Consider the following 22,683-nt stretch of genomic DNA (forward strand, 5'->3'; position numbering starts at 1 on the left):
CTGTTATGGGTAGACAACTTCCTGCCTATAAGCTAGTATCATTACCGATACTAGTTTTTTCCGATTTTCGGCTATACTAAATATAATTATCTGATTACACGCAATAAAGTTAAAGGAGTAACATATGACACAATCTTTTATTGAAAATATGAAGCCATTTATCCAGGAGGCATGGAAAAAGTCTGCATTTGCGCAGCCGACGACCATTCAGGCAGAAGCGGTTCCGCCGGCTTTGGAAGGCAGGGATATTATTGCCGAGTCACCGACTGGAACAGGCAAGACGCTTGCTTACCTGCTGCCGGTACTGGAAAAAATCGATCCGGATAAACAGGCGGTACAGGCTGTTATTTTAGCCTCTTCACAGGAGCTTGTGATGCAGATACTTAGCGAGATCCAAAAATGGGCTGAAGGCAGCGGAATTAAAGCCGCGTCTTTTATCGGCGGAGCCAATGTGAAAAGGCAGCTTGAAAAATTGAAGAAGCATCCGCATATTGCTTTAGGAACGCCGGGACGGGTGCTGGAGCTGATTAAACAGAAAAAGCTGAAAATGCATGAAGTCAAAACCGTTGTCCTTGATGAAGGCGATCAGCTTCTTGTTAAGGAACACACTCAGACGGTTCAAAACATTGTTAAATCTACACTTAAAGAACGCCAGGTGCTGCTGTTTTCAGCGACACTGCCGCCTGTTGTTGAGCAGCTTGCAAAAGAACTGACAGCAGATGCTGAAGTCATTCGTGTCGAGAAAGATGAAACCATTCAGGCTGAAGGTGTGGACCATATTTACTTTGTAGCAGAAGCGCGGGACAAAATCAAAATGCTCGAAAAGATCTCAAGGCTTGAAGACATAAAGGCACTGGTATTTGTCAAGGATATCGGCAACCTAACCGTTATGGCAGAAAAGCTTGATTTTAAGAGTATAGCTTCAAGCACTCTGCACAGCGACCTGAGCAAATTTGACAGGCAGAAAGCCATCAAGAACTTCCGCACGGGCAAAACGAATATGCTGATTGCCACAGATGTTGCGGCAAGAGGGCTGGATATCAAAGGAGTTACCCATGTTGTACATTTCGACTTCCCGAAGGATATGAATCAATATGTCCACCGCTCGGGAAGAACAGGAAGATTCGGCGCAGGCGGAACCGTTATTTCTCTCGTCACTGAAAGAGAAGAGCGCGAACTAAAAAAAATGGCGAAAGAACTGGGCCTCACCGCAGAAAAGAAAGTCATGCGCGGCGGCCAAATCGTATAAAAATCAAGTGCCGGGCACCTAAATGAGTTGGTGTCCGGCACTTTTTTAAAAAGGAATTTCTCCTTTCCTCAGCGAATTAGTAAGTGGAGCTTTATTTCACTAAAGAATAAGGGGAAATCAATGATGGAGAATCCAAGACTAAAGAGTTTTCAAGATGGCTATTTGCTTGAAGCCACGATAGATGAATTGCAGGAAAAAATGCGGAATGGGGAAATTACCTCCAAAGAACTTGTATTGATGTATATGAACCGAATTGGACAGCTGGATCAAAACATTCATTCTGTTTTAGAGCTCAATCCGGATGCCCTGCATATTGCAGCTGCTCTTGATGCGGAAAGAGAAGAGAAAGGGCCGCGCAGCCCTCTTCACGGCATTCCCATATTGTTAAAGGATAATATTGATACAGGAGACAAAATGCAGACAACTGCCGGGTCGCTTGCTTTAAAGGGTCACTGTGCACAAAGTGATTCATTTGTGGCATCTCAATTAAGACGAGCGGGAGCTGTTATTCTAGGAAAAACGAATATGACAGAATGGGCCAATTTTATGACAGAAGGGATGCCGAGCGGATACAGCTCACGGGGCGGACAGACCTTAAATCCTTATGGGCCTGGGAAGTTTGATGTAGGAGGCTCAAGTGCCGGATCCGGTGCCGCTATTGCCGCTAATTTTGCAGCCGCAGCCATTGGAACGGAGACATCAGGCTCCATACTAAGTCCAGCCAGCCAGAATTCTCTCGTTGGAATAAAGCCGACAGTCGGACTTGTCAGCCGAACCGGGATTATTCCAATTGCCCATAGCCAGGACACTGCCGGGCCTATGGCAAGAACGGTAAAGGATGCAGCATTATTATTGAACGTGCTGGCAGTCTCTGATGAAAATGATCCGGTTACTCTGACAAATCAGAATCTGCAGGGGACGGATTTTACCGCTTTCCTTGATGAAAATGGACTGTATGGCGCACGAATCGGCATTGCCAGAGAGACTTATTTTGACTACCTAAGTTCAGAGAAGCTCGCCGTTATGAATCAAGCTGTAGCCCGGTTAAATGAACTGGGGGCAGAGGTGATAGACGAAATAGTGATTCCTTCCACAAAAACTGATTGGAGCTACGACGTCCTGACTTATGAATTTAAAGCGGATGTGAATGCCTATCTGCGGACTGTCGCACCGCATCTTCATATTCGCACCCTGTCCGATGTCATTGATTTTAATGAAAAAAACAGCGGAAAGTGCTTAAAATACGGTCAATCCATTCTGATTGAAGCGGAGGAAACAAGCGGAGATTTAACGGAAATGGCCTATATATCAGCACTTGAGAAGGATATCTATTTTTCAGGGGAGCAAGGCATTGACTGCGTTATGCAAGAGCATAATCTGGATGCCATCGTGTTCCCTAATAATTATGGAGCAGGCATCCCTGCAAAAGCGGGATATCCATCCATCACAGTACCGGCCGGGTATACCCCCGAAGGAGAGCCGGTGGGCATCACATTTACAGGACTTGCCTACAGTGAGCCGCTCCTGATTAAACTTGCTTATGCCTTTGAACAGGCTACGAGGTATAGAAAAGCACCTGAACTTGGAGTATTGGCATCAGAATAACTGCTCCATAATTGACTCATACTACTCCTGATAAAACAAAAAAGGAGCAGATGATATGGGCAGAACCAAACTTGGAAATGGCAATGCACAGCGCAATAACAATAAACACAGACCGCAGCGCACAAGCGAAGAGCTTGTTGAATTCACAACCGGCAGCAAAGAAAAGAAAGAAAACAACGTGCAGGACTGATGAAAAATCCTCCTTTTTAAAGGGGGATTTTTTTGCTGCAGCTATCCGAAAAAAAAACGAGCTATCTGCAAGTAATATCCAGTTATCAGAAAGTAAAAGCGGGCTCCTGCAGTTCAACATCTATATGGCAGCCGTATTTACAGCCCAAATGTCTAACCGCACATAAAATGAGCTATCCGCACAGAAAAAATCTTATATGCACATAAAATTCAGCTATCTGCACAGAAAATAGGTTTATCCGCACATAAATGGATGGGAATCCGATCAATTACCCCAAATTCCACAAAAAAGACAGTTTCCCATGGGAGACTGTCTAAAAAATATTATTATTCTTCAACCTTTTTCAGCGGTTTGGCAGCAGGACCTTCCACAACGGTTCCATCATAGGAAAAGCGGGAGCCGTGGCATGGGCAGTCCCATGTGCGGTCACCATGGTTCCATTCGCATTCACATCCCATGTGGGTGCAGGTTGTGTCAACAAGGTGAAGGCTGCCTTCAGGATCCCTGTATGCTCCTGTCCGTTTGCCTTTGATCATCACGACGCCGCCCTCATCATGTGATAGATCTCCTGTTTCTTTTGGCACGAATTCAAGCTTGCCTTTGATCAGCTGTCCGGCAACATCTGTATTGGCTGCGATAAATTTTTTGATGCTTGGGTCAGCCTGGAATCTCGATGGCGTAAACAGTTCGGCATAAGGATTGGCTCTTTCCATAATCTGATCCTTTATCAGCATGGCAGCTGCTGTCCCGTTTGTCATACCCCATTTCCGGTAGCCTGTTGCGACAAAGATATTCTTCTGTTTGGACGTGATCGGGCCGATATAAGGGACCTTATCAAGTGTGTATAAATCCTGGGCAGACCATCGATAAGGATAATCGGTTATACCAAGCACCTCTTCCGCAAAGACTTCCAGGGCGTCGTAGTGCTTCATCGTATCCGGCCCATGGCCTGTCTTGTGGCTGTCGCCGCTCACTAAAATGAGTTTGTCTCCATTATAGGGTGTGTACCTCAGCGAGCGGGTCGGTGAATCGGCACTGTAATACATGCCTCCAGGGAAGTCCTCTTTAATTTTTACGCCAAGTACATAAGATCTCTCCGGAGATAATCTGGAAAAATAAAACCCTTTCATATCGGCAAAAGGGAAGTGGGAAGCCGCAATAACATATTTGCATTTCAGGCGATGGCCATCTCTTGTTACAACATCAGGAAGACTGCCTTCTTCAATATCTGCGGCTGTTGTATTTTCATAAACAATTCCGCCCATATCCACAAAGTCTTTAAGGAGCTTTTTCAGGTATTTCACCGGATGAAACTGGGCCTGGTCATACATGGAAAGTACGGTTTTCGTGTTGATGTTAAACGGGATGCTCTCCTTCATTCCGTGTGGGATTCCGAGTTTTTCATAGGCTTGCCGCTCTTTATCGACTTTTTGTTCATAATTTTCCGATACAGCATAGATGATTGCTTCTTCATTACTGAAGTCGCATTCAATTTGTTTTTCAGTTACTGTGTTCCGGACGAGATTCAGTGCATCAGCCGAAGCCTGATAATAGAGCTTGGCTTTTTCCAAACCAAAGTGGCTGATCAATTCATCATATATTAAGCCATGCTGTGCCGTCACTTTGGCTGTTGTATGGCCAGTGGTGCCGTTCAGGATATTGCCGGCTTCAAGAATTGCCACTTTAAAGCCTTCCTTGGCAAGAAGGTACCCTGCTGTAATCCCGGTAATGCCTCCGCCGACAATCGCAATGTCCGCATGAGCATCTTCTCTGAGTTTGTCAAAGGCAGGAAGTTCCTCTTCCCTCCAATATGGCTCCGGATATTGGGGTGTTTTGTGGTTGGATGTCGTCATATCTGTCCTCCTACGGTATATTCGTACATAATTTTTCCTGTAAACCCTATTTATATACAATTTCTCCTTCTCTAACCATACCCAAATAATTGTTAATTAATCCGGTGGAAATGGTAAACGGTTTTTTCTTTTATTCTGGATAAAATGTGCAGACCGAGAAAAGATATACAATATCCAATGTTAACGGGGTACAGTCATGATTACATTTAGCTATCTGACCATTTTTCTGCTCTTGGCTATATTGAGCACTATATTTGATATGAAAATATTTGATTATACGTTTTTTGAATCTTTGAGGAATCTGCTGTTTTCAGAGATTGCCACTGGAAGAATGATTATTATTTTTACTGTTTTGATTGGATTGGCCTCGAGTGCCGCTGTTGATTTCCGCCTTTTGAAAGCCAGGAAAAAGAAGCACCCATCATAGAAACGCTTGCTTAATTGAACGTACACATCTTAAAAGGGATTGGTGATGGAATGTTAAAAGAGAATATCTCTCTCAGCCAGCTGCTGACATTGTTGATCAATTTCCTTTTAGGAAGTGCCATTGTTGTCGGAGTAGGCGGGGATGCCAAGAAGGATGCCTGGATTGCCATTGCAGCTTCCATAATGTTTGGGTTTGGGATCATGCTATTCTACTACTTCCTGATCAGCAGGGTGCCCGGGAAAAATTTGTATGAGCTCATGGAAATTGGTTTTAAAAGACCGCTTGCCATTATTTTTTCTAATATATATTCAGTATATTTTCTGTACCTTGCCAGCCGGGTGGTCAGGGATTTTGGCGAATTGATTGCTTCGGCCATTCTGCCATCGACGCCAATTGAAATCATCTCGCTGACCATCTGTCTCCTCATGGCTTATATTTTATATCTCGGACTTGAAGTCCTTGGCAGAACTTCGGAAATTTTTACTCCTTATTTATTCGGATTTTTATTTCTTCTAACCATCCTATTATTTGCAAGCGGCAATGCCAACTTACATGAGATTAAGCCTGTGCTTGGGGATGGGCTTAAGCCAGTTTTGAATGCGCTTTTTCCAACTTTGATCGTGTTTCCTTTTGGCGAGCTTATTGCATTTACACTCATTCTCCCGGTTGTAACCAACTTTAAATATTGCCTGCGTGTGTCATTGCTGGGAGTGGCAATTGCAGGTGCGCTTTTATTATTTGCGATGTTTCTGATGATTGTGACACTTGGAGCAGATGCTTTGCTGCGTTCCAATTTTCCCATGCTCAGTTCAGCCCGTGAGGTCTCTATCGGCAATTTCATTGAAAGAATTGATGCACTCGTTGTTTTTATTATGATGCTGGGGATTTTGGTCAAGGGGTCGGTGTTTATGTTTGCAGGATTGAAGGGCCTGGAATACACATTCAGACTTCCGTACCGGTATTTTTCCCTGCCGGTTGCGATGATTGTTTCTGCTTATTCTGTATTGATATCAGTAAATTTCGGTGACCATTGGCAGGAGGGACTTGAGATGGTCCCATACTTCCTGCATTTGCCGATGCAGTTCGGGCTGCCTTCACTTTTATTAATCGCAGTTTTATGGAAGAAGCGAAAGAAAAAGGCTAAACCCGGCACGAAGGGGATGAAGTTTTGAGTATTATTAAATCACTCTTAAAAATGCGCAAAAAAAAGGAATACCCTGTTCAAATTGAAGAAGCTGCAGTCGCAGGTCCGGATCTTAAAAGCATGAATCTGGAACAGCTGAAAGAAAAAGTTAAAGCAGAATTCGGGAGCACGGTTGATTTAAGCATGGATGAGCTGAAAACGGAAGGCAAAGATGCACTGCTTATCTATCTTACAACCATGATTGATACAAAATTGCTAAAGGAAACGATCCTGCAATCCATCAGCGGGAAAGAGGATGGTTTTAAATTAACAACAGAGGATGATTTAAAGTCTTTATGCAAGGGAAAATTCGGAGGAGCGGGCTATCAGCTGATTGGGTCATTCGATGAGATTATCACCTCTCTGCTTTATGGAAACATCATCATTTTATTTAAAGATATGGAAAAGGCGCTTTCCCTTTCCATGGCTATCGGCGAAGACCGGTCCATTACAGAGCCAAGTACTCAGACGGTCATCCGGGGTCCTAAGGATGGGTTCGTGGAGTCAATAAATACAAATGTAAGCCTGCTGAGAAGAAGAATAAAAAACAGGAACCTCCGTTTTGAAAAATTCATCATTGGTTCTGAGACAAACACTTTTGTATACATCGGGTATATGGAAGGCACGGCAAATGAAAAGATCGTTGGAGAGGTACGCAAAAGGCTTGGTCAGATAAAGGTGAACGCCATCTTTGAATCCGGAAATATTGAAGAGCTGATTGCAGACAAATCCGCTACACCCTTTCCGCTGGCGCTGAATACAGAAAGGCCTGATGCGGTGGCATCCAACTTGCTTGAAGGGAAAATTGCCATCCTTGTTGACGGGACTCCTTTTGTGCTGGTAGTTCCGGCTGTTCTGGTTGATTTCTTTTCCATCGCAGAAGATTATTATCAAAATTTCATGATGGGAAGCTTCTTAAGAATAATCCGATATTTATCCTTTATGATTGCCTTGATTACGCCCTCCTTATATGTGGGGATTTTAACCTTTCATCATGAGCTGCTGCCCACGCCCCTGCTTCTCGGGATCATTGCACAGCGGGAAGGAGTGCCGTTTCCGGCAGTCATTGAAGTGCTATTGATGGAGGTTACCTTTGAGATTCTGCGGGAAGCAGGTGTCCGGATGCCAAGGGCTGTCGGGCAGACAGTATCAATTGTAGGCGCTCTCGTCATCGGACAGGCTGCAGCTGAAGCAGGGATTATATCAAATATCATGGTCATAATTGTCGCCATCCCAGCCATAGCCAATTTTGTATCACCCACTTATAGTTTTGCTGCTGCAGCAAGGCTGCTAAGATTCCTGCTGATTATCGTTTCGGCTTTCCTGGGCCTGTATGGAGTCCTGATTGTTCTTGTTTTTATTGTCGCACATTTAAGCTCTCTCAGATCCTTTGGTGTTCCATATCTATCACCAGTTGCTCCATTTCTCATTGAGCAGCAGAAAGATGTCTTTTTCCGATTCCCGATCTGGAGCATGAGGAAAAGGCCGGCTTATTTAAAAACGCAGAATCCTGAAAAGTTTCCAAAGACAGGCTCGCCTTCTCCACCTCCCATGAAAGGAGATCAGTCCAATTGAAAAAATGTGGTGTGATGTCCGCCATTCTGTTAGCGGCAATACTGCTGGCCGGATGCTGGGATCAGAGAGAACTGGGTGAAATAACTGTTGTCACAGGAATGGCTGTGGATAAGGGAGAAAACGATAAGTATATTCTGACTGTAGAAGGCATTAATGCAACTGAATTGAATAACCGCACCGCCAGCGGCTTTGCTCCATCAATTGTTTACTCTGCAGAGGGAAATTCTCTGGCAGAGCTGACCTATAGAGTGAATGAAGGGATGTCCAGACACCTGATCTATTCTCACATGCGTACACTGATTATTGGTGAGGAGCTTGCGAAAGAGGGGATTATAGACTTTATTGATTTTCTGGAAAGAAACCGGGAAATACGTGATGATTTTAATATATTGATTGCAAGAGAAGCCAAGGGCTCTGATGTTCTAAAAGTGACGTATCAATTCCAGAAATCCACTTCTTTAAAATTACACACTCAGCTGGACACGATGATGAAGGATTGGGGAGGTGACCCGGGAGTGAGGATGAATGATGTCATTACAGCCTGGACCGCTCCTGGCCGTCAGCCTGTAATGGCTGCTGTCAGGATCAAGGGTGATCCGGAGGCTGGAGCCAGTTCGGAAAATATGATGAAGGTCACCCCTGACGCGCTTGTTGTCCTGGACTCACTGGCTATTTTCAAAGGTGATAAGCTGGAAGGGTTTCTGACCCTGGAGGATTCAAGAAATTACTTATGGATTCAGAATAAAATCGTAAAAACCTCCATTACGGCCGAATGCAGTGAAAATAAGTATATGGGATTGCGAGTATATGATACAAGAACAAAGATTAAAGGGAAACTCGAAAATGGAAAAGCAAGAATTAAAATAATGATCAGAGCAGAAGCATATATTGACGGGACTCATTGCAACGATCAGTTTGATAAAGCGAAGACATACGAAGAAAATGGAGAAATTGCCCAAAAGCAGATTAATGATATGGTTACAAAAACGATTGAAAAGGTACAGAAGGAATATGGCACCGATATTTTTGGTTTTGGTGAAGTTGTGCTGAGACAGGATTATCAGAACTTCAAAAAAGTCCGGAATAATTGGGACGAAAAATTTGCTGATGCGGATATACAAGTAGACACAACATTAATCATTCGGCGGACGGGCATCAGGACTAAAAGCTTTCTAAAGGAAGTCAAGTAGAGATCCTTTCATTCATTGACGCATAAAAGCTGTATTGATATAATTTTTTATAAATTCAGCTAATTTTAATTAAAAAGGTCTGGGCATTTCTCCAGACTTATTTCTTTTAAAGGGGAAAGGGCAAATGAATTTCGAAACTTCTGTTCTGCATAGAAAAAATAACAGCAATCGCAAAATTAAAAGTAAAGTCACACCCATCTTTCAAACCTCTGCTTTCGCTTTCAGCGATCTTGATGAGCTGGAGGGATTTTATCAGGGGAACGGCAATTATCTTTATTCCCGGGTAGGAAATCCGAATACAGATGAGCTTGGTGAATTAATTGCCGGCCTTGAAGGAGCACCGGCCGGGACAGCTGCCTCATCCGGTTTATCTGCCATCCTCTCGGGAGTGCTTGCTGTGGTCAAAAGCGGCGACCATATTGTGGCTGCCGATGACCTGTACGGAGGCAGCTTCCATTTAATTAAGGAAGAGCTGACACAGCTCGGTATAGAAGTTACCTTTGTGCCATTTTCTGATCCTCACCAGGTGGAGGGGGCCATTAAGGAAAATACAAAACTTCTATACTCAGAAAGCATCACAAATCCTTTATTGCGAGTGGAAGACCTTGAAGCAGTCGTCCGCCTGGCGAAGAAGCATCATCTCGTTACGCTGATTGATAATACATTTGCCACTCCTTATCATTGCCAGCCCTATTTGAAGGGCATTGATCTAGTCGTCCACAGTGCAACCAAATATATAGGCGGACACAGTGATATCACTGCAGGTGTTCTCGCTGGAGATGAAGAGCTGGTTGGAAAAGCGCGAGGGAAAATTGTTAACCTCGGGGCAAATCTAAGTCCGTTTGAAGCCTGGCTGACCTGCAGGGGAGCGAAAACGCTGGCTCTCAGAATGAAGCAGCAGTCAGCCAATGCCAGAAAAGTGGCAAGCGCATTAGAACAAAATGAGGAAGTAAAAAAGGTCTATTATCCTTTTCAGCACGGTGAAGAGGGGTTCGGCGCCATCGTCACGATTCAATTGTCTGAGAGTGCAGATGTGAATGAATTTTTCAAAGAGCTTGGATGGATAAAAATTGTGCCGACACTTGCAGGCGTGGAAACGTCCGTATCTCATCCGCTGACAACATCGCACCGGGCACTGCCACCTGAAGTGTGCCGGGAGCTCGGCATTACTAAGCAGGTGGTAAGGATATCCATTGGCATTGAACATGCGGATGATATTATTGCACAGCTGAATGAGGCTGTTAATCGGAGTCTGTGAGGATCTTAGATGTTCTCGAGCTGGTCAAACAGCCAAAACTTCAATAAAACCAAAAAAATAACAGTTAAGATGAAGTTTTTCAGACTGAATGTCAACTTGCCATTCTTGGGCAAAACAATGCCCATTGAAACCAGGTACCAGAACCACTTCTTATTGGTCAATCTATTCGGATTGGAGAAATGTCCCCGCTGCTTCTTTTTATTTTCATGCCGGGCCCAGAGAAGTACAACGATGATATCAAGACATGAGCCGATGGAGATGGCTGTGATCACAAAAGTATTGGATGGCTGCCATTTTCCTTCGTTCTCAGCTTCTTTCTTTTTCTGATTGTGCTTTTGAATCTGGAGTTCTTTGGAGAAAGCAGAAGTAATTTCTGAAGGCTGTTCCTGTTGAAAAGTGGGTTTTAATAAGACAGCCGCAAAAATTAAACTTCCTAATAACGCAATATAAATGATAAAAAACATTAAAGCCTGATTGCTGGAACGGTTCTTTTGCATATGGAAAAACCTCCCTATATCATCATCGTACCATTTCCAACATCAAAATATTGGAAACTATTGTTACGAAACGTTGAACAAACGAATAAAATTGATTGTGCAGTTTTTAGGAATGAAGTGAATCCTTCCATTAAATACTAAGGTAACAGTATTTTAGGAAGGAGCTGATACCATGCCTGAGCTTCCGGAAATGGAAACCTGCAGAAGGCTGTTAACGGAGAAACTGGTCCGTAAAGTCATTACTGATGTAGAGGTGAACCGTGAAAAATCAATAAATGTGCAGCCTGCCCAATTCAAAAGTCAGCTGATTAATGTGCAAATAACGGAAATCCAAAGAAGGGCCAAGCACCTTATTTTTAAGTTGAGCTCCGGTAAAAATCTGCTGCTGCACCTTATGCTCGGGGGCTGGATGTATATCGGCAGCGAAGCGGACAATCCTGACCGAACTAAACAGGTTATTATTTCTTTTGGTGATAAAAAGCTTTATTTTATTGGACTAAGACTTGGCTATCTGCATTTGCTGACAGACGCAGAGGTGGATAAGGAGCTTTCCCATCTGGGACCGGAGCCTCTGGATCACACATTAGGGTTTCCGGCCTTCCGCGAACTGATCGGAAGCCGAAGAGGAATGCTGAAGACGACATTTGTCAATCAGAAGTTTCTCTCCGGAATCGGCAACTGTTACAGTGATGAAATCTGTTTTGAGGCCGGACTGCTGCCTATGAAAAAAGCAGATGAATTGGATGAGGATGAAATAAAAATCCTGTATCAGTCCATGAAGGGTGTATTAACCCGGGCCATTCAGTTTGGGGGCTATATGGAAGAGCCCTTATTTAAAGGAGATGCCAAAACCGGGGGTTATAATGAGCAGTGCAGGGTCTATGACAGAGAAGGAGAACCATGCCTCCGCTGCAGCAGCCCTATAGTCAAAGAAGAAATATCCTCACGGAAAACGTTCTATTGTGCAAATTGTCAAAGCTAGAAAAGAGGCTGCCAATTCCGGCAGCCCCTTTTCACTTCTCTTTCGAATCACTCTGAATCCTGTCAACAGTCGTGGAATCGCGGGAATCCATTGCACCCTTTAGAAAATGGACAAGCATAAATCCGACAAGCCCCAATGAAACAATAAAACCGATTGTAATAGCCCACATTAAAGCCATCCTTTAACCTCCCTTTTCTATTAGCGCAGAGTTTCCTTACTAAGAGTTATATGCCTGAAATCAGCAATCTTTCCCTTTCAAATATGAAAAAAAGGAAGGGAACAGGCTGCTGCATCTCGAAGTATTGAAAGATGGCATAAAGAGGTTTACAGCCAAAAGCGCTAAAGGAGGAGATCTCTTTTGGATTTCAAGACGGCAGATTTATGTGATGATCACAGCCAGGAGCTGCGTATTTGCCAGCAGGAGTTTAAATTCTATGGAAAAAAATGCAAGTTTTCCGGTCCCATTTCTACGGTTAGAGTGTTTGAAGATAACGTGCTGGTCAAAGAGGCGCTGGAGTCGATTCCGGAGGGAAGTGTACTGGTGGTGGATGGCGGCGGTTCAAAAAGGTGCGCACTAATGGGTGACCGGCTTGGTGAGATTGCTCAATCAAGAAAGCTTGCCGGTGTGATTATTTATGGATGCGTTCGGGATACAGTGGAGCTTGGAAGTCTCGATATAGGCATCCTGGCACTTGGCAGCAACCCTTTAAAAAGCCGGAAAGAAGGAAAAGGGGACAGCAGCATCCCTGTCACGTTTGGCGGGATTGACTGGAAGCCGGGTGAATATGTATATGCAGATGAAGATGGCGTGATTGTCTCTTCAGAACCGCTTATTTAAAGTTGAACACCCGCTTATGAGCGGGTGTTTTCTATCTTTGCACTTGCCTGCTTAACATAGAATACCGTATCTAAAGGGGGTGCATAACATGATTGTAATCTTTTTGCTTTTATGGGCAGCCGGCATTTATCTTTTGTTCCGCAGCAGGAATGAGGAAGAAGAACACTTGTTGCTGAAGAAGAGATTGGTTATTATTTATTAGGAACATTTACTTTTAGCTTTAATGGCATTGTTCTGCCGGTTGGTTTTTTGATCAGTTTATTCCTGAAGCCACGGCAGAACAGGAGCGTGAAACGGGTCTCTGCGATCTTTGGGCTGGTAATAATGCTCCTTGGTCTTTTTTTATAGACTGCAGTAAATTGGCCCGAATGAAATGAAGGCTTTCAATCCTCTTTCACCGCTTCCTTTTCAATGCTGATTTCTTCCGGCAGCATTGTTGAAGCCTTCGGAACCTGGCGGGGCTCATAGTCTATTTCATCAGATGAATATACTCTGACCACAATCTGGCCGTGTATTGCTTTTGCCCGTATAAGCAGGGGAGAGCTGTAATGGTTCTTAAAGGTGAAATCAGGGCCATACCAGCTTACGGTTGCATCCCGGCCGGGCGGAACATATGGAACCTTTTTGCTGTGGGAATAACGCTCGAGTACCTTGACGCCCGCCCGGTCAACTGCATTGAACAAAGTGGAGGATACCTGACAGATCCCGCCCCCGATATCTTCCGACAATTCCCCTCTTACGATAACCGGAGCGCGCATATAGCCTTTCCCAGCCGTTCTTTTACCGACAGCACGGTTAAAAGAAAACACTTCATCCGGAAAAACAACAGTATTATCAAGGGCTTCGGCTGCAAGCTGAATATTATGAGAGCGTGAAGTATTATTCGGATTAAAGTATGTAACATACTGGCCGATCATTTTAACCCGGATATGGGATATAAGGTCCCTGTCGACTCTTGGATAAACGGAGAGCATCGGAATCTCAATTCTGGCCGGCCCCTTATTATAAAAATATGAATAAAAAATATCTGTGAATGCTTTACGGTGAAGTATTCTCCCGGGTTTCTCAGCAACGATCCGCCCGCTATCGCCTACATAAGCGTTCATAGGCGGAATATACGTCTGACGATCCAAATTTTCCAGAAGCTGGATGAATCGTTCGCTGTCGACCAGCGGAAGACCGGGAAACGGAATTTGATAATCTATTCTGCTGACATTTGAAATGGATTTGCCGTTATTTTCGATGGATAAATCTTCTGGAACTCCGGCAGTCTGTGTTTGTGCTATTAACATAATCCCTAATATCCATGAGAAATACATTTCATACTTTCACCTCCGCCATTAGTATTGGCAGGAAGGAATTCTTTCATGTGCCGAAGGAGCTCTTTGATCAGATAGTTTCAATCAGCATTGGCTGACGGCAATAAGCCATTACCAAAAGGAATTTATACAAAAAAGAAGCTCCCGGTGATCGGAGCTTCCTTTTGTATGCACACTATTTTTTCTCATCGACCAGCTGGCAGTCTGCTGAGGAATCATCTTCATTCCTATTAAACCAGAGCTTGTACATGGCCTTCCCGTCACTAAGCGTGCCATCTGCCATATCCATTGGCAGCAGGGCGAAAAAGACGTAATAAAAGGAAAAATAGACAAATTGATACCACAGCATATTAGCATCCAGAATGCCGATTCGGATCAAGTAATTGACAAGAAAAATACTGGCAATGTTTAAAATGGACCCTCCTAAAAAGATAAGAGATTTGGTCAGTTTATTGCTGTATGTTAAAGAAGTATACTCACACCCTCCATACCAGAAATAAAATCGTCTAACCTCTATAAATCTCCATGAAAATAGTACTTTACCAGTGCCAATGACAACCCGGATCCCTTTCCCGCCAAAAATGGCTGCAAAGAATATATGACCCAATAAATGAATGAGTGTCACTATTGGAAATACCACAAAAAAGGCTTGCATGAACTTCAAAAAATCATCATACCCAAACATGGAAATACCTCCACTTCACTAGATGTATAAAAAACTGCGCGGTGCAGACATCATTATTTGATTGCATACCCCATGTGTACCCCCAAATCTGCTGTACTAACGTACATTCTTTTTCCAGATTTCCCAGCTTACTTGAAAGGGGCCGACCAACTGCTACGTCTCAGGTCTTATTTGAAAATAAAGCTGAGGCTCGTTATAGCTTTTTCATAAAACAGGTAAGATGAAATCAAGAAAGGAGGAAACAAAAAATGAAAAAACTTGGATTATTGATAGCAGGTGGAATTGCTGCGATGGTGCTGATCTCAAATCTTGGCCCGATCGTGGGTATGGCAGTAAGTGCGGCAATTTTGTACTTTGTGTTTAAACAATTTTTAAAAGCGGAAAGCACCATGGCGAAAATCGGTTTTGGCATCATCGGGTTTATTGCTTTGATGGCCACAGCTTCCAACTTTCCGGCAATCCTGGGGCTTGCAGCTGCATACGTTCTTTACCTGGTTTATAAAAAGTGGAATGATTCAGGATCAAATGTAATGGAAGAAGATAATGACCCTTTTGCCAGCTTTGAAAAACAGTGGGCAGAATTAAACAGAAACTAAAAAGAGGAGAGATTGATATGGCAAACTTATTAACAAGGATCAAAGATACAGTAATGGCAGACCTTCATGAAGCATTGGATAAAAAGGAGAAAAAGAATCCAATTGCCCTTTTAAACCAATACCTTCGTGATTGTGAGCGGGAAACTGAGAAGGTGCGCAAGCTGTTGGAACGTCAATATACATTGAAGGAAGAATTCACCCGGGAATATGAGCAGGCAAAAAACCTTGCAGACAAACGCAAGCGCCAGGCAGAGGTTGCCTCACAGGCAGGTGAAGAGGAACTCTATCAGTTCGCTTCACAGGAGCAAATGCAGTATGAAGAGCGTGCCGGCCGTTTAAAGGATCTATTGAACCAGGCAGTAAATCAAATGGGTGATCTTGAAAGAAAATACGAGGAAATGAAGCATAAACTGAAGGATATGCATATCCGCCGCATGGAACTGATGGGCCGCGAAAACATCACACGCGCCAACCATCGAATGGATAAGGTGCTCGATCAAAACAATGACAAATCCTTTACAAAATTCCAGGAAATCGAATCCTATCTTGACCGTCTTGATCATCAGGTGAAAAGCTCATATCACCGCAGCACAATCGATGCACGCATAGCGCAGCTGGAAAAAGAGATGGAGAAGAAGCCAGTATTGTAATGTTACACGCAAACTAAAAAGAGACTGAAACAAAAATGAATTCCTGTCTGTATGATCTTTTTCCCAAAAAAGATAAAAAACTCTTTCTACTTAATGAACAAAAAATGGTATTCTAAAAAGGCGTGGAAATACTGCGCCTTTTAATGTCTAAACTGTCTAGCTCCAGCGCCTACCCCCTCGAGGTCACAAGCTTGTTTAGTTGCGGCTCCTAGGAACTCGTGGTCATAAGCCGTTTCCTTTCAGAAGGAAAAACACCTTCTTACAGGAACCGTCTTATGCCTGTTGTCCCTGGGCAGTCGCCTCCACATTTCGGGCAATCCTCCCAAAAAGGCGAAGAACGCCTTTCCGTGAGGCTCGTCTTGTGCTTGTCGGGGTGAGCACCAAGGGAAAGCGTCCTTGGATGTTCTTCGCAGGAACAAGCGTTTTTGGCTTGTTCCGAAGGCGCTTCCGCTTTTCTTATCATTCCATATTACACAAAAGGAGGATGCCTCTTGAATACGAACAACAAAAGCGATTATATGAGCTGGATTATCATATTGGGCATTGTCTTTCTCTTTGTGGAAATAGCCTTTTTTAACAGCGGAGTGGTGTTCTCTCTTCTTGTGCCAATTGGAATGGTATATATTGGAAGGAAGTGGATGCCTAAGAGCTCCGGTAAATGGCTTTTCTGGCTTGGATTAATTTTTCTGCTCATCAATATTTTAAGTATGATGACGCTGAAATTTTTCCTGCTGGCGATTCTGGTACACCTGCTGATTCAGTTTTGGCAGTCCAAAAAAGAACCTAAACGAATTCAGCCAGAATTGAAGGAACCGGCAGTAAATCTCCAGAAAGAAACAGTCATAAAAAAGAATCCTCTTTTTTCCAATATATTTGTCGGCCAGCAAAAAACGCCTGAGCAGGTGTATGAATGGAATGATATCAATATCCAGACCGGCATAGGTGATACGGTCATCGACTTAAGCTATACAGTTATTCCAAAGGGAGAAACCGTCATTTTCATCCGGAACTTCATCGGAAATGTGCAGGTGCTTGTTCCCTATGACGTGGAGGTTACTGTTAGTCATTCAGCTATAGCCGGAAAGGCAAGGATATTCGAATACGAGGAATCAAAGATGTTTAATCAGCATCTGCACCTCCAGACACCTGGCTATGAGCAATCAGGACAGCGCGTTAAAATTTTCACTTCTTTTGCAGTCGGGGATATCGAGGTGAAGCGCGTATGAATATCATTCAGCGGCAAATTGTATGGGGAGCGGGGATGTCCCTCCTCATTCTTGCTGTCCTGACAGCCTCTTTTTTTACGATATTTCCCATTCCCGGCTGGCAGGATCTTTGGGAAACGGAAATACTTGATATTCCATTTATCTTATTTGTGCCGAGCATAAGCCTGGCTATAGGCCTGATCTTTGGATTACTGTCAGGCATTTACTGGCGCCGGCGGTTTTTTGCAGTAGACACTATGCTCCACCAGGTCGAAGAAGGCAGGCAATTGGATGTGCGGGAAACGGGTAAAGAATTGCAGTCTATAGCAGTCAGGGCCGAGAAGATTCAGAAGAATATGGCTGAACAGGCAAAGATCTCTCAAAAACTGGCAAATGAAAAAGCGGAAGATATCGAGAGCAGGATGCAGGAAATCGTATCCCAGGAGCGGAACAGGCTTGCCCGTGAGCTTCACGACTCTGTCAGCCAGCAGCTGTTTGCAGCGTCCATGATGATGTCCGCCATTACGGAAACCCAGCAGGATCCGGAAGACAGGCAGGCAAAGCAGCTGAAAATGGTGGAGGAAATGATCCATCAGTCACAGCTCGAAATGCGTGCCCTGCTCTTACACCTTCGTCCTGCTGCACTTAAAGGCAAAAGCCTGCAGGAAGGAATCGAAGAGCTTTTAGTCGAATTGCTTCAGAAAGTTTCCATGGAGATTGAATGGAAGGTTGAGAGTTTTCCGCTTGATAAAGGGGTGGAAGACCATTTATTCCGCATCCTTCAGGAGGCTGTGTCCAACACACTCCGCCATTCCAAATCGCAAAATCTTGAAGTGCTCCTGATTCAAAGAGATGATTATGCGATACTCCGGGTGGCTGATGATGGAGTCGGGTTTGATGTAGAGGAAACAAAGGCTGGCTCCTATGGTCTGCAGAATATGTATGAGCGGGCAGCAGAAGTTGGCGGCAGCATGAAAATCATCAGTTTGAAAAATAAAGGAACCCGCCTTGAAGTAAAGGTTCCGATTATGTAAATAATGTCTGCTTAGGCAAGACTAAATTTTGAGGATGAGGCCAATGATTAAAGTACTTTTTGTGGATGATCATGAAATGGTTCGGATTGGAGTGTCTTCCTATTTGACGGCACAGCCGGATATTGAGGTTATAGGAGAAGCGGATAACGGAAAAACAGCGATTGATATGGCACTTGAATTGCGGCCGGATATCATTCTGATGGATCTCGTCATGAAGGAAATGGACGGAATCGAGGCGACCAGAAGAATCATCGAACAATGGCCGGAAGCTAAGATCATCATTGTGACAAGCTTCCTGGATGATGAAAAAGTGTACCCGGCTTTGGAAGCAGGGGCGACAAGCTATATGCTGAAAACCTCCAAAGCCAGTGAAATTGCTGAGGCAGTCCGCTCGACCTATCATGGACAGTCAGTGCTTGAACCGGAAGTAACAGGCAAAATGATGGTGAAAATGAGGCAGAAAAATCAGCTGCTGCCCCATGAAGAGCTGACAAGCCGCGAGATGGAAATCCTCCTTTTAATGACAGAAGGTAAAACGAACCAGGAAATCGCCGACGAGCTTTTCATTGCCTTAAAAACAGTCAAAACACATGTGAGCAATATACTAAGCAAACTGCAGGTGCAGGATAGGACTCAGGCGGTCATATATGCCTTTAAGCACTCGCTGGTAAAATAATGTCTTTGGAGAGCTAATCATGATATTAGCTCTTTTTATTTTTGCCAAAAATGATTCAGAATCTGCTGATGAGGGTAACAATAAAACCAAACAAAAATATTTGGCGGTGATGTAATGTCTGTGATTGCTTTATTGAAAAAAGGAAACAAATCATCGGGAATGGCAGCAATCGGAAATACGGCACTCGCGATTGCTAAAGGGCTGGCAGCTTTTGCAAGCGGGAGCGGGGCCATGCTTGCCACGACCCTTCATTCTCTTGCAGATGCACTGAATCAGGGGTTTGTGTTCTTTGGCAGCGCGCTTGCAGAAAAGGCGCCAACCAAAAGATTCCCAACAGGATTTGGCCGGGTGATCAACCTGTTTGTATTAATTGCTGTTATCGTCATTTCCATTATGGCCTATGAAACGATACATAAAGGCTGGGAATTGATTCAGCATCCAAAGGAATCAACCGACCTCTGGCTCAATGTGGGAGTAATGATACTTGCCGTCGCTGTCGATGGATTTATTTTATTAAAAGCCATGAAGGAAATCGGCCATGAAACGAGGAATCCTGCCAAAGGATTTGGCATTGTGCCGGTTGCCTTTAAAAATGTCAGGCTTGCCTCTCCACCAACACGCCTGGTTTTTTATGAAGATATTATCGCGACATTTGGTGCGCTGCTTGCCCTTGTTTCGATTCTAATCGCTCATTTTACAGGGCTTTACTTTCTGGACGGAGTGGGCACGATTTTAATTGGGCTGCTTCTGGTGGGCATCGCTGTGAAAATCGGATTTGAAAATACGCTTGGCCTGATTGGAGTGGCCGCCCCGAAAGATATTGAAGACCGTATTGCCGAAACTATTCTTGGTGATCCCCAGGTCGTGGATATTAAACAGCTGCGACTGATCCAGGAGGGAAGAAGATATCATGTGGAAGGATACATTGAGCTGGTTGAAGGACTGACCCTTGCGGATGCGGATGATATAAAAATCGGTGTAAGGAATCAGCTGCTTGATGATCCTGATATTAGTGACGTAACGCTCGGAATACTTGAGACAGACCAAATCCAGACATGGAAATGAAGAGAAAAGGAAGCCTCGCAATGAGTCTTCCTTTCTTGATGTCTTACCTTTTTTTCCTGGTCAGCAGAATCCCTGCGGCTGTAAAAAAGGCAGCGAAGTAAGCGGCAAAAGCCACATTTGGATCATTTTCCATATTTCTGACGCCTATGCCGATAAATGCCCAAACAAACACAAGCGGATAAACCCAGTCATTATTCTTAATCCGGAACACAAGGGCCAGGGTGGTGGCCGCTGCGAGCATAATGTATGTCCACACACTGTCTTTAAGACCCCATCCATCCCAGCCAATATAGGTAAGATAAAAGCTGATATTTGCAATCACCGCTACAGAAATCCATCCTAAGTAAACAGAAAATGGGGCAATATCCAGAAACTCAGGATCAAATTCCGAGGCACTTTTGTATAAAAAAATGAGAATAAAAAGAAGTGCAATCATAATAATTACGGATAAAAGAAAATACTCGTAGTGCCAGGCAAAAATCCATAGACTGTTTAATATACAGCTCACAATAAATAAAATACTGGTTTGCCTATAAATGGGCAGGCTCCTGCGCCTCTTTGGAATTTGCCTTGCCAGCCAGACCCCCAGCAGCAAATAGATAAATCCCCAAATGCTGAATACATACCCTGCCGGCGTGAACAGAACCTCCAGCTTATTGGATATCTCACCTGTTGTCTGCCCATTCAAAGGCAGAATGTTTGCCAGTGCATTTACTGCAATCATGACCAAATAGGCCGCTATTTCAAACAATAGAATCAAAAATACCTCTCCTTCCCCTAATAAGAGTATATATTCCACTATTAATGCACCTATAATCTTTAAAAGTTTTTTATTTTATTTTTGGCATTTTCGCAAGGTTTGTTGCTTTTTGTATCTTATTTACATTGATTATAGCGGACCCGAGAAGCCTGGAGCGGAAATCAACGGAAAATATTGATAGGTTAAACAACAATTTATATGAGGGAGTACTAATTTTTATACCAAAATACGAATTTTTATTAATTTATTCCCTTTGTATCTTTTCATTTTCACTAAAATGATGTATAGTCTTATACAAATCTGAATAATTATTTAAATTTGAATAATCTAAGGGCGAATCTCCTAAAACACAATATTCTTTAGAAATATGATTATTCAATAATGAATAATCTGCGGGAGGAACTGGATGAACAGCTTTTTCATGGACTGGAATAATGACAGAGAAGTCATTTCTTCAATGGAAGAAGACATTATGGTCACCAATGCAGACGGCATAATTATAAAAGTCAGTAAAGGCAGCGGCAGCCATTACGGGGTTGAACCGGAATCTCTCCTTGGCGAATCTGTATATGATCTGGAAAGGAAAGGGGTTTTCAAGCCTGCGATCACTCCAGAAGTATTAAAGAAAAAGAAGAAAGTCATTCTGGTGCAAAAAGCCGGTTCAGGCAAAAAGATCCTGGTTACCGGTATTCCAGTATTCAATGAAACTGGGAAAATTGATCATATTGTCAGCTATTCCTACGATGTTTCAGAGCTTCTTGTTATAAAAGAATATCTGAACAGTGTTGAGGAGGAAATGGCCAGGGTGAAAAGCGAGCTGGATCTCCTGCGCAATAAGAGCATCAAAATGGATGGCATGATAGCTGACAGCCTGGCGATGAGAAATATAGCTGAAACCATCAGAAGAATCCGGGATGTAGATGTCACAGTCCTGCTCCTGGGTGAATCAGGTGTCGGCAAATCAGCTCTCGCCAAATGGATTCATCAAAACAGTACGCGAAAAGACGGGCCGTTCATTGAAGTGAACTGCAGTGCTATTCCGGAATCCATCTTTGAAGCTGAGTTTTTCGGGTATGAAGGCGGTGCTTTTACAGGTGCAAAGAATAAAGGCAAAATGGGGTTTGCTGAAATGGCAAAAGGAGGCACACTATTTCTTGATGAAATTGGCGAACTCTCAGCCCATCTGCAGGCAAAGCTGCTGAAATTCATACAAGACAAGCAGTTTTATAGAGTGGGAGGAACAAAGCCTGTTCATGCAGACTTTCGGCTTCTGGCAGCTACGAATAAGGATCTCGAAAAAGCAGTGGAATCCAGGGACTTCAGACAGGACTTATTTTTCCGGCTGAATGTGGTGCCCTTAAAGATTCCGCCGCTCAGGGAGAGGAAAGAGGATTTATTTGCTCTCATTCATTATTTCCTCCACTCTATCTCCAAGCGGCATAATCGGGAAAGGCGCCCGGACAAATCCCTGGTCGATCACCTGCTGCAGCTTGAGTGGAAGGGAAACGTAAGAGAGCTTGAAAACCTGATGGAGCGGCTTATCGTGACAAGCACCAGCCTGATGATCACGAAAGACGACCTGCCTTATGAATACCATATGCAAGGAAAAAAAGAGGGTTTTATAGATTATGAGGGACAAACTCTTCCCGCTATATTGGAAGATGTAGAGAAAAAAGTATTAATCAATGCAAGGAAACGTTACCGGACCACTACTGAAATAGCGGGTGCCCTGGGGATCAGTCAGCCTTCAGTAGTAAGAAAATTAAAAAAATATGATTGTTAATACATACTTTGGCATGAATATTGCATTAAAGAATAGCAGAGAAAACATAACCATTACATCTAT

At 43.6% G+C, this 22,683-nt stretch carries 23 protein-coding genes; 17 read left to right on the top strand and 6 right to left on the bottom strand.

The window, feature by feature from the left end:
* The first annotated feature begins 124 nt into the window (after nt 1-124).
* The 3 genes from PBF_RS01600 (at nt 125) to PBF_RS26980 (ending at nt 3,044) form a co-directional block, all read left to right on the top strand.
* Nucleotides 125-1,249, top strand: coding sequence for a DEAD/DEAH box helicase (locus PBF_RS01600; RefSeq protein ID WP_035326206.1), 1,125 nt, complete (start codon nt 125-127; stop codon nt 1,247-1,249).
* Between the two features lie 123 nt (nt 1,250-1,372).
* Nucleotides 1,373-2,854 carry an amidase family protein gene (locus tag PBF_RS01605; protein ID WP_035326212.1) on the top strand — a complete coding sequence of 494 codons (1,482 nt, stop codon included), beginning with the start codon at nt 1,373-1,375 and terminating at the stop codon, nt 2,852-2,854.
* Nucleotides 2,855-2,909: 55 nt separating this feature from the next.
* Entirely contained in the window at nt 2,910-3,044 is a 135-nt protein-coding gene (locus PBF_RS26980) for a hypothetical protein (protein WP_258549819.1), read from the top strand.
* A 326-nt stretch (nt 3,045-3,370) separates the two neighbouring features.
* Here PBF_RS26980 and PBF_RS01615 read toward each other — a convergent pair whose 3' ends face one another.
* Nucleotides 3,371-4,897 carry an FAD-dependent oxidoreductase gene (locus tag PBF_RS01615; protein WP_035326218.1) on the bottom strand — a complete coding sequence of 509 codons (1,527 nt, stop codon included), beginning with the start codon at nt 4,895-4,897 and terminating at the stop codon, nt 3,371-3,373.
* A 196-nt stretch (nt 4,898-5,093) separates the two neighbouring features.
* Here PBF_RS01615 and PBF_RS01620 point away from each other — a divergent pair, with 196 nt between their 5' ends.
* The 5 genes from PBF_RS01620 (at nt 5,094) to PBF_RS01640 (ending at nt 10,530) form a co-directional block, all read left to right on the top strand.
* Nucleotides 5,094-5,324, top strand: coding sequence for a hypothetical protein (locus PBF_RS01620; RefSeq protein ID WP_035326221.1), 231 nt, complete (start codon nt 5,094-5,096; stop codon nt 5,322-5,324).
* Between the two features lie 50 nt (nt 5,325-5,374).
* Nucleotides 5,375-6,496 carry a GerAB/ArcD/ProY family transporter gene (locus PBF_RS01625; RefSeq protein ID WP_035326229.1) on the top strand — a complete coding sequence of 374 codons (1,122 nt, stop codon included), beginning with the start codon at nt 5,375-5,377 and terminating at the stop codon, nt 6,494-6,496.
* A complete protein-coding gene (locus PBF_RS01630) occupies nt 6,493-8,082 on the top strand; it encodes a spore germination protein (protein WP_035326232.1) in 1,590 nt (529 codons plus the stop codon). Before PBF_RS01625 ends, PBF_RS01630 begins: the two co-directional genes overlap by 4 nt.
* Nucleotides 8,079-9,272: a Ger(x)C family spore germination protein gene (locus PBF_RS01635; protein ID WP_035326234.1), complete on the top strand. Its 1,194-nt coding sequence runs from the start codon at nt 8,079-8,081 to the stop codon at nt 9,270-9,272. Before PBF_RS01630 ends, PBF_RS01635 begins: the two co-directional genes overlap by 4 nt.
* Before the next feature lie 124 nt (nt 9,273-9,396).
* The gene (locus PBF_RS01640) at nt 9,397-10,530 is read left to right on the top strand and encodes a trans-sulfuration enzyme family protein (RefSeq protein WP_035326241.1); all 1,134 of its coding nucleotides are present in this window, start codon (nt 9,397-9,399) and stop codon (nt 10,528-10,530) included.
* A 5-nt stretch (nt 10,531-10,535) separates the two neighbouring features.
* Here the strand turns inward: PBF_RS01640 and PBF_RS01645 are convergent, their stop codons facing one another.
* A complete protein-coding gene (locus tag PBF_RS01645) occupies nt 10,536-11,027 on the bottom strand; it encodes a hypothetical protein (protein WP_051488780.1) in 492 nt (163 codons plus the stop codon).
* Nucleotides 11,028-11,199: 172 nt separating this feature from the next.
* Here PBF_RS01645 and mutM point away from each other — a divergent pair, with 172 nt between their 5' ends.
* Nucleotides 11,200-12,009 carry a bifunctional DNA-formamidopyrimidine glycosylase/DNA-(apurinic or apyrimidinic site) lyase gene (gene mutM, locus PBF_RS01650; RefSeq protein WP_035326244.1) on the top strand — a complete coding sequence of 270 codons (810 nt, stop codon included), beginning with the start codon at nt 11,200-11,202 and terminating at the stop codon, nt 12,007-12,009.
* 31 nt (nt 12,010-12,040) lie between these two features.
* Here mutM and PBF_RS26360 read toward each other — a convergent pair whose 3' ends face one another.
* Nucleotides 12,041-12,187, bottom strand: coding sequence for a hypothetical protein (locus PBF_RS26360; protein ID WP_200869990.1), 147 nt, complete (start codon nt 12,185-12,187; stop codon nt 12,041-12,043).
* A 180-nt stretch (nt 12,188-12,367) separates the two neighbouring features.
* Between PBF_RS26360 and rraA the strand changes: the two genes are divergently transcribed.
* Entirely contained in the window at nt 12,368-12,847 is a 480-nt protein-coding gene (gene rraA, locus PBF_RS01655; RefSeq protein WP_035326252.1) for a ribonuclease E activity regulator RraA, read from the top strand.
* 383 nt (nt 12,848-13,230) lie between these two features.
* On the opposite strand, the gene PBF_RS01660 is transcribed toward rraA, so the two are convergent.
* Both PBF_RS01660 and PBF_RS01665 read right to left on the bottom strand, forming a co-directional pair.
* Entirely contained in the window at nt 13,231-14,166 is a 936-nt protein-coding gene (locus PBF_RS01660) for a VanW family protein (protein ID WP_035326255.1), read from the bottom strand.
* A gap of 175 nt (nt 14,167-14,341) precedes the next feature.
* Nucleotides 14,342-14,851 carry a membrane protein gene (locus PBF_RS01665; RefSeq protein WP_035326257.1) on the bottom strand — a complete coding sequence of 170 codons (510 nt, stop codon included), beginning with the start codon at nt 14,849-14,851 and terminating at the stop codon, nt 14,342-14,344.
* A gap of 248 nt (nt 14,852-15,099) precedes the next feature.
* On the opposite strand from PBF_RS01665, the gene PBF_RS01670 reads away from it, so the two are divergent.
* The 6 genes from PBF_RS01670 (at nt 15,100) to PBF_RS01695 (ending at nt 20,077) form a co-directional block, all read left to right on the top strand.
* Nucleotides 15,100-15,447, top strand: a complete 348-nt coding sequence (locus PBF_RS01670; RefSeq protein WP_035326260.1) for a hypothetical protein — start codon at nt 15,100-15,102, stop codon at nt 15,445-15,447.
* A 17-nt stretch (nt 15,448-15,464) separates the two neighbouring features.
* The gene (locus tag PBF_RS01675) at nt 15,465-16,097 is read left to right on the top strand and encodes a PspA/IM30 family protein (RefSeq protein WP_035326262.1); all 633 of its coding nucleotides are present in this window, start codon (nt 15,465-15,467) and stop codon (nt 16,095-16,097) included.
* A gap of 491 nt (nt 16,098-16,588) precedes the next feature.
* Nucleotides 16,589-17,323, top strand: a complete 735-nt coding sequence (gene liaF / locus PBF_RS01680) for a cell wall-active antibiotics response protein LiaF (RefSeq protein ID WP_035326264.1) — start codon at nt 16,589-16,591, stop codon at nt 17,321-17,323.
* A complete protein-coding gene (locus PBF_RS01685; RefSeq protein ID WP_035326265.1) occupies nt 17,320-18,336 on the top strand; it encodes a sensor histidine kinase in 1,017 nt (338 codons plus the stop codon). The genes liaF and PBF_RS01685 overlap by 4 nt, the downstream gene beginning before the upstream one ends.
* Before the next feature lie 43 nt (nt 18,337-18,379).
* The gene (locus PBF_RS01690; RefSeq protein WP_035326266.1) at nt 18,380-19,012 is read left to right on the top strand and encodes a response regulator transcription factor; all 633 of its coding nucleotides are present in this window, start codon (nt 18,380-18,382) and stop codon (nt 19,010-19,012) included.
* 114 nt (nt 19,013-19,126) lie between these two features.
* A complete protein-coding gene (locus tag PBF_RS01695) occupies nt 19,127-20,077 on the top strand; it encodes a cation diffusion facilitator family transporter (protein ID WP_035326268.1) in 951 nt (316 codons plus the stop codon).
* Nucleotides 20,078-20,120: 43 nt separating this feature from the next.
* Here the strand turns inward: PBF_RS01695 and PBF_RS01700 are convergent, their stop codons facing one another.
* Nucleotides 20,121-20,801 carry a TspO/MBR family protein gene (locus tag PBF_RS01700; protein WP_051488791.1) on the bottom strand — a complete coding sequence of 227 codons (681 nt, stop codon included), beginning with the start codon at nt 20,799-20,801 and terminating at the stop codon, nt 20,121-20,123.
* A gap of 442 nt (nt 20,802-21,243) precedes the next feature.
* Here PBF_RS01700 and PBF_RS01705 point away from each other — a divergent pair, with 442 nt between their 5' ends.
* Complete coding sequence (locus PBF_RS01705; protein WP_035326273.1) at nt 21,244-22,620, top strand: sigma-54 interaction domain-containing protein; 1,377 nt, start codon at nt 21,244-21,246, stop codon at nt 22,618-22,620.
* Nucleotides 22,621-22,683: the final 63 nt, after the last annotated feature.

It is taken from the genome of Cytobacillus firmus DS1, assembly GCF_000565285.1.
In the GTDB taxonomy this organism is placed as follows: Bacteria; Bacillota; Bacilli; order Bacillales; family Cytobacillaceae; genus Cytobacillus; species Cytobacillus firmus_A.

What these genes read in the sequence shown, in the direction of transcription:
- PBF_RS01675 (WP_035326262.1), top strand. Translation starts at nt 15,465, where the DNA reads ATGGCAAACTTATTAACAAGGATCAAAGATACAGTAATGGCAGACCTT.
- PBF_RS01665 (WP_035326257.1), bottom strand. Translation starts at nt 14,851, where the DNA reads ATGTTTGGGTATGATGATTTTTTGAAGTTCATGCAAGCCTTTTTTGTG.
- PBF_RS01690 (WP_035326266.1), top strand. Translation starts at nt 18,380, where the DNA reads ATGATTAAAGTACTTTTTGTGGATGATCATGAAATGGTTCGGATTGGA.
- mutM (WP_035326244.1), top strand. Translation starts at nt 11,200, where the DNA reads ATGCCTGAGCTTCCGGAAATGGAAACCTGCAGAAGGCTGTTAACGGAG.
- PBF_RS01625 (WP_035326229.1), top strand. Translation starts at nt 5,375, where the DNA reads ATGTTAAAAGAGAATATCTCTCTCAGCCAGCTGCTGACATTGTTGATC.
- PBF_RS01695 (WP_035326268.1), top strand. Translation starts at nt 19,127, where the DNA reads ATGTCTGTGATTGCTTTATTGAAAAAAGGAAACAAATCATCGGGAATG.
- PBF_RS01685 (WP_035326265.1), top strand. Translation starts at nt 17,320, where the DNA reads ATGAATATCATTCAGCGGCAAATTGTATGGGGAGCGGGGATGTCCCTC.
- PBF_RS01645 (WP_051488780.1), bottom strand. Translation starts at nt 11,027, where the DNA reads ATGCAAAAGAACCGTTCCAGCAATCAGGCTTTAATGTTTTTTATCATT.
- PBF_RS01620 (WP_035326221.1), top strand. Translation starts at nt 5,094, where the DNA reads ATGATTACATTTAGCTATCTGACCATTTTTCTGCTCTTGGCTATATTG.
- PBF_RS01600 (WP_035326206.1), top strand. Translation starts at nt 125, where the DNA reads ATGACACAATCTTTTATTGAAAATATGAAGCCATTTATCCAGGAGGCA.
- PBF_RS01670 (WP_035326260.1), top strand. Translation starts at nt 15,100, where the DNA reads ATGAAAAAACTTGGATTATTGATAGCAGGTGGAATTGCTGCGATGGTG.
- PBF_RS26360 (WP_200869990.1), bottom strand. Translation starts at nt 12,187, where the DNA reads ATGGCTTTAATGTGGGCTATTACAATCGGTTTTATTGTTTCATTGGGG.
- PBF_RS01660 (WP_035326255.1), bottom strand. Translation starts at nt 14,166, where the DNA reads ATGTATTTCTCATGGATATTAGGGATTATGTTAATAGCACAAACACAG.
- PBF_RS01700 (WP_051488791.1), bottom strand. Translation starts at nt 20,801, where the DNA reads ATGATTGCAGTAAATGCACTGGCAAACATTCTGCCTTTGAATGGGCAG.
- PBF_RS26980 (WP_258549819.1), top strand. Translation starts at nt 2,910, where the DNA reads ATGGGCAGAACCAAACTTGGAAATGGCAATGCACAGCGCAATAACAAT.
- PBF_RS01615 (WP_035326218.1), bottom strand. Translation starts at nt 4,897, where the DNA reads ATGACGACATCCAACCACAAAACACCCCAATATCCGGAGCCATATTGG.
- PBF_RS01640 (WP_035326241.1), top strand. Translation starts at nt 9,397, where the DNA reads ATGAATTTCGAAACTTCTGTTCTGCATAGAAAAAATAACAGCAATCGC.
- PBF_RS01605 (WP_035326212.1), top strand. Translation starts at nt 1,373, where the DNA reads ATGGAGAATCCAAGACTAAAGAGTTTTCAAGATGGCTATTTGCTTGAA.
- PBF_RS01705 (WP_035326273.1), top strand. Translation starts at nt 21,244, where the DNA reads ATGAACAGCTTTTTCATGGACTGGAATAATGACAGAGAAGTCATTTCT.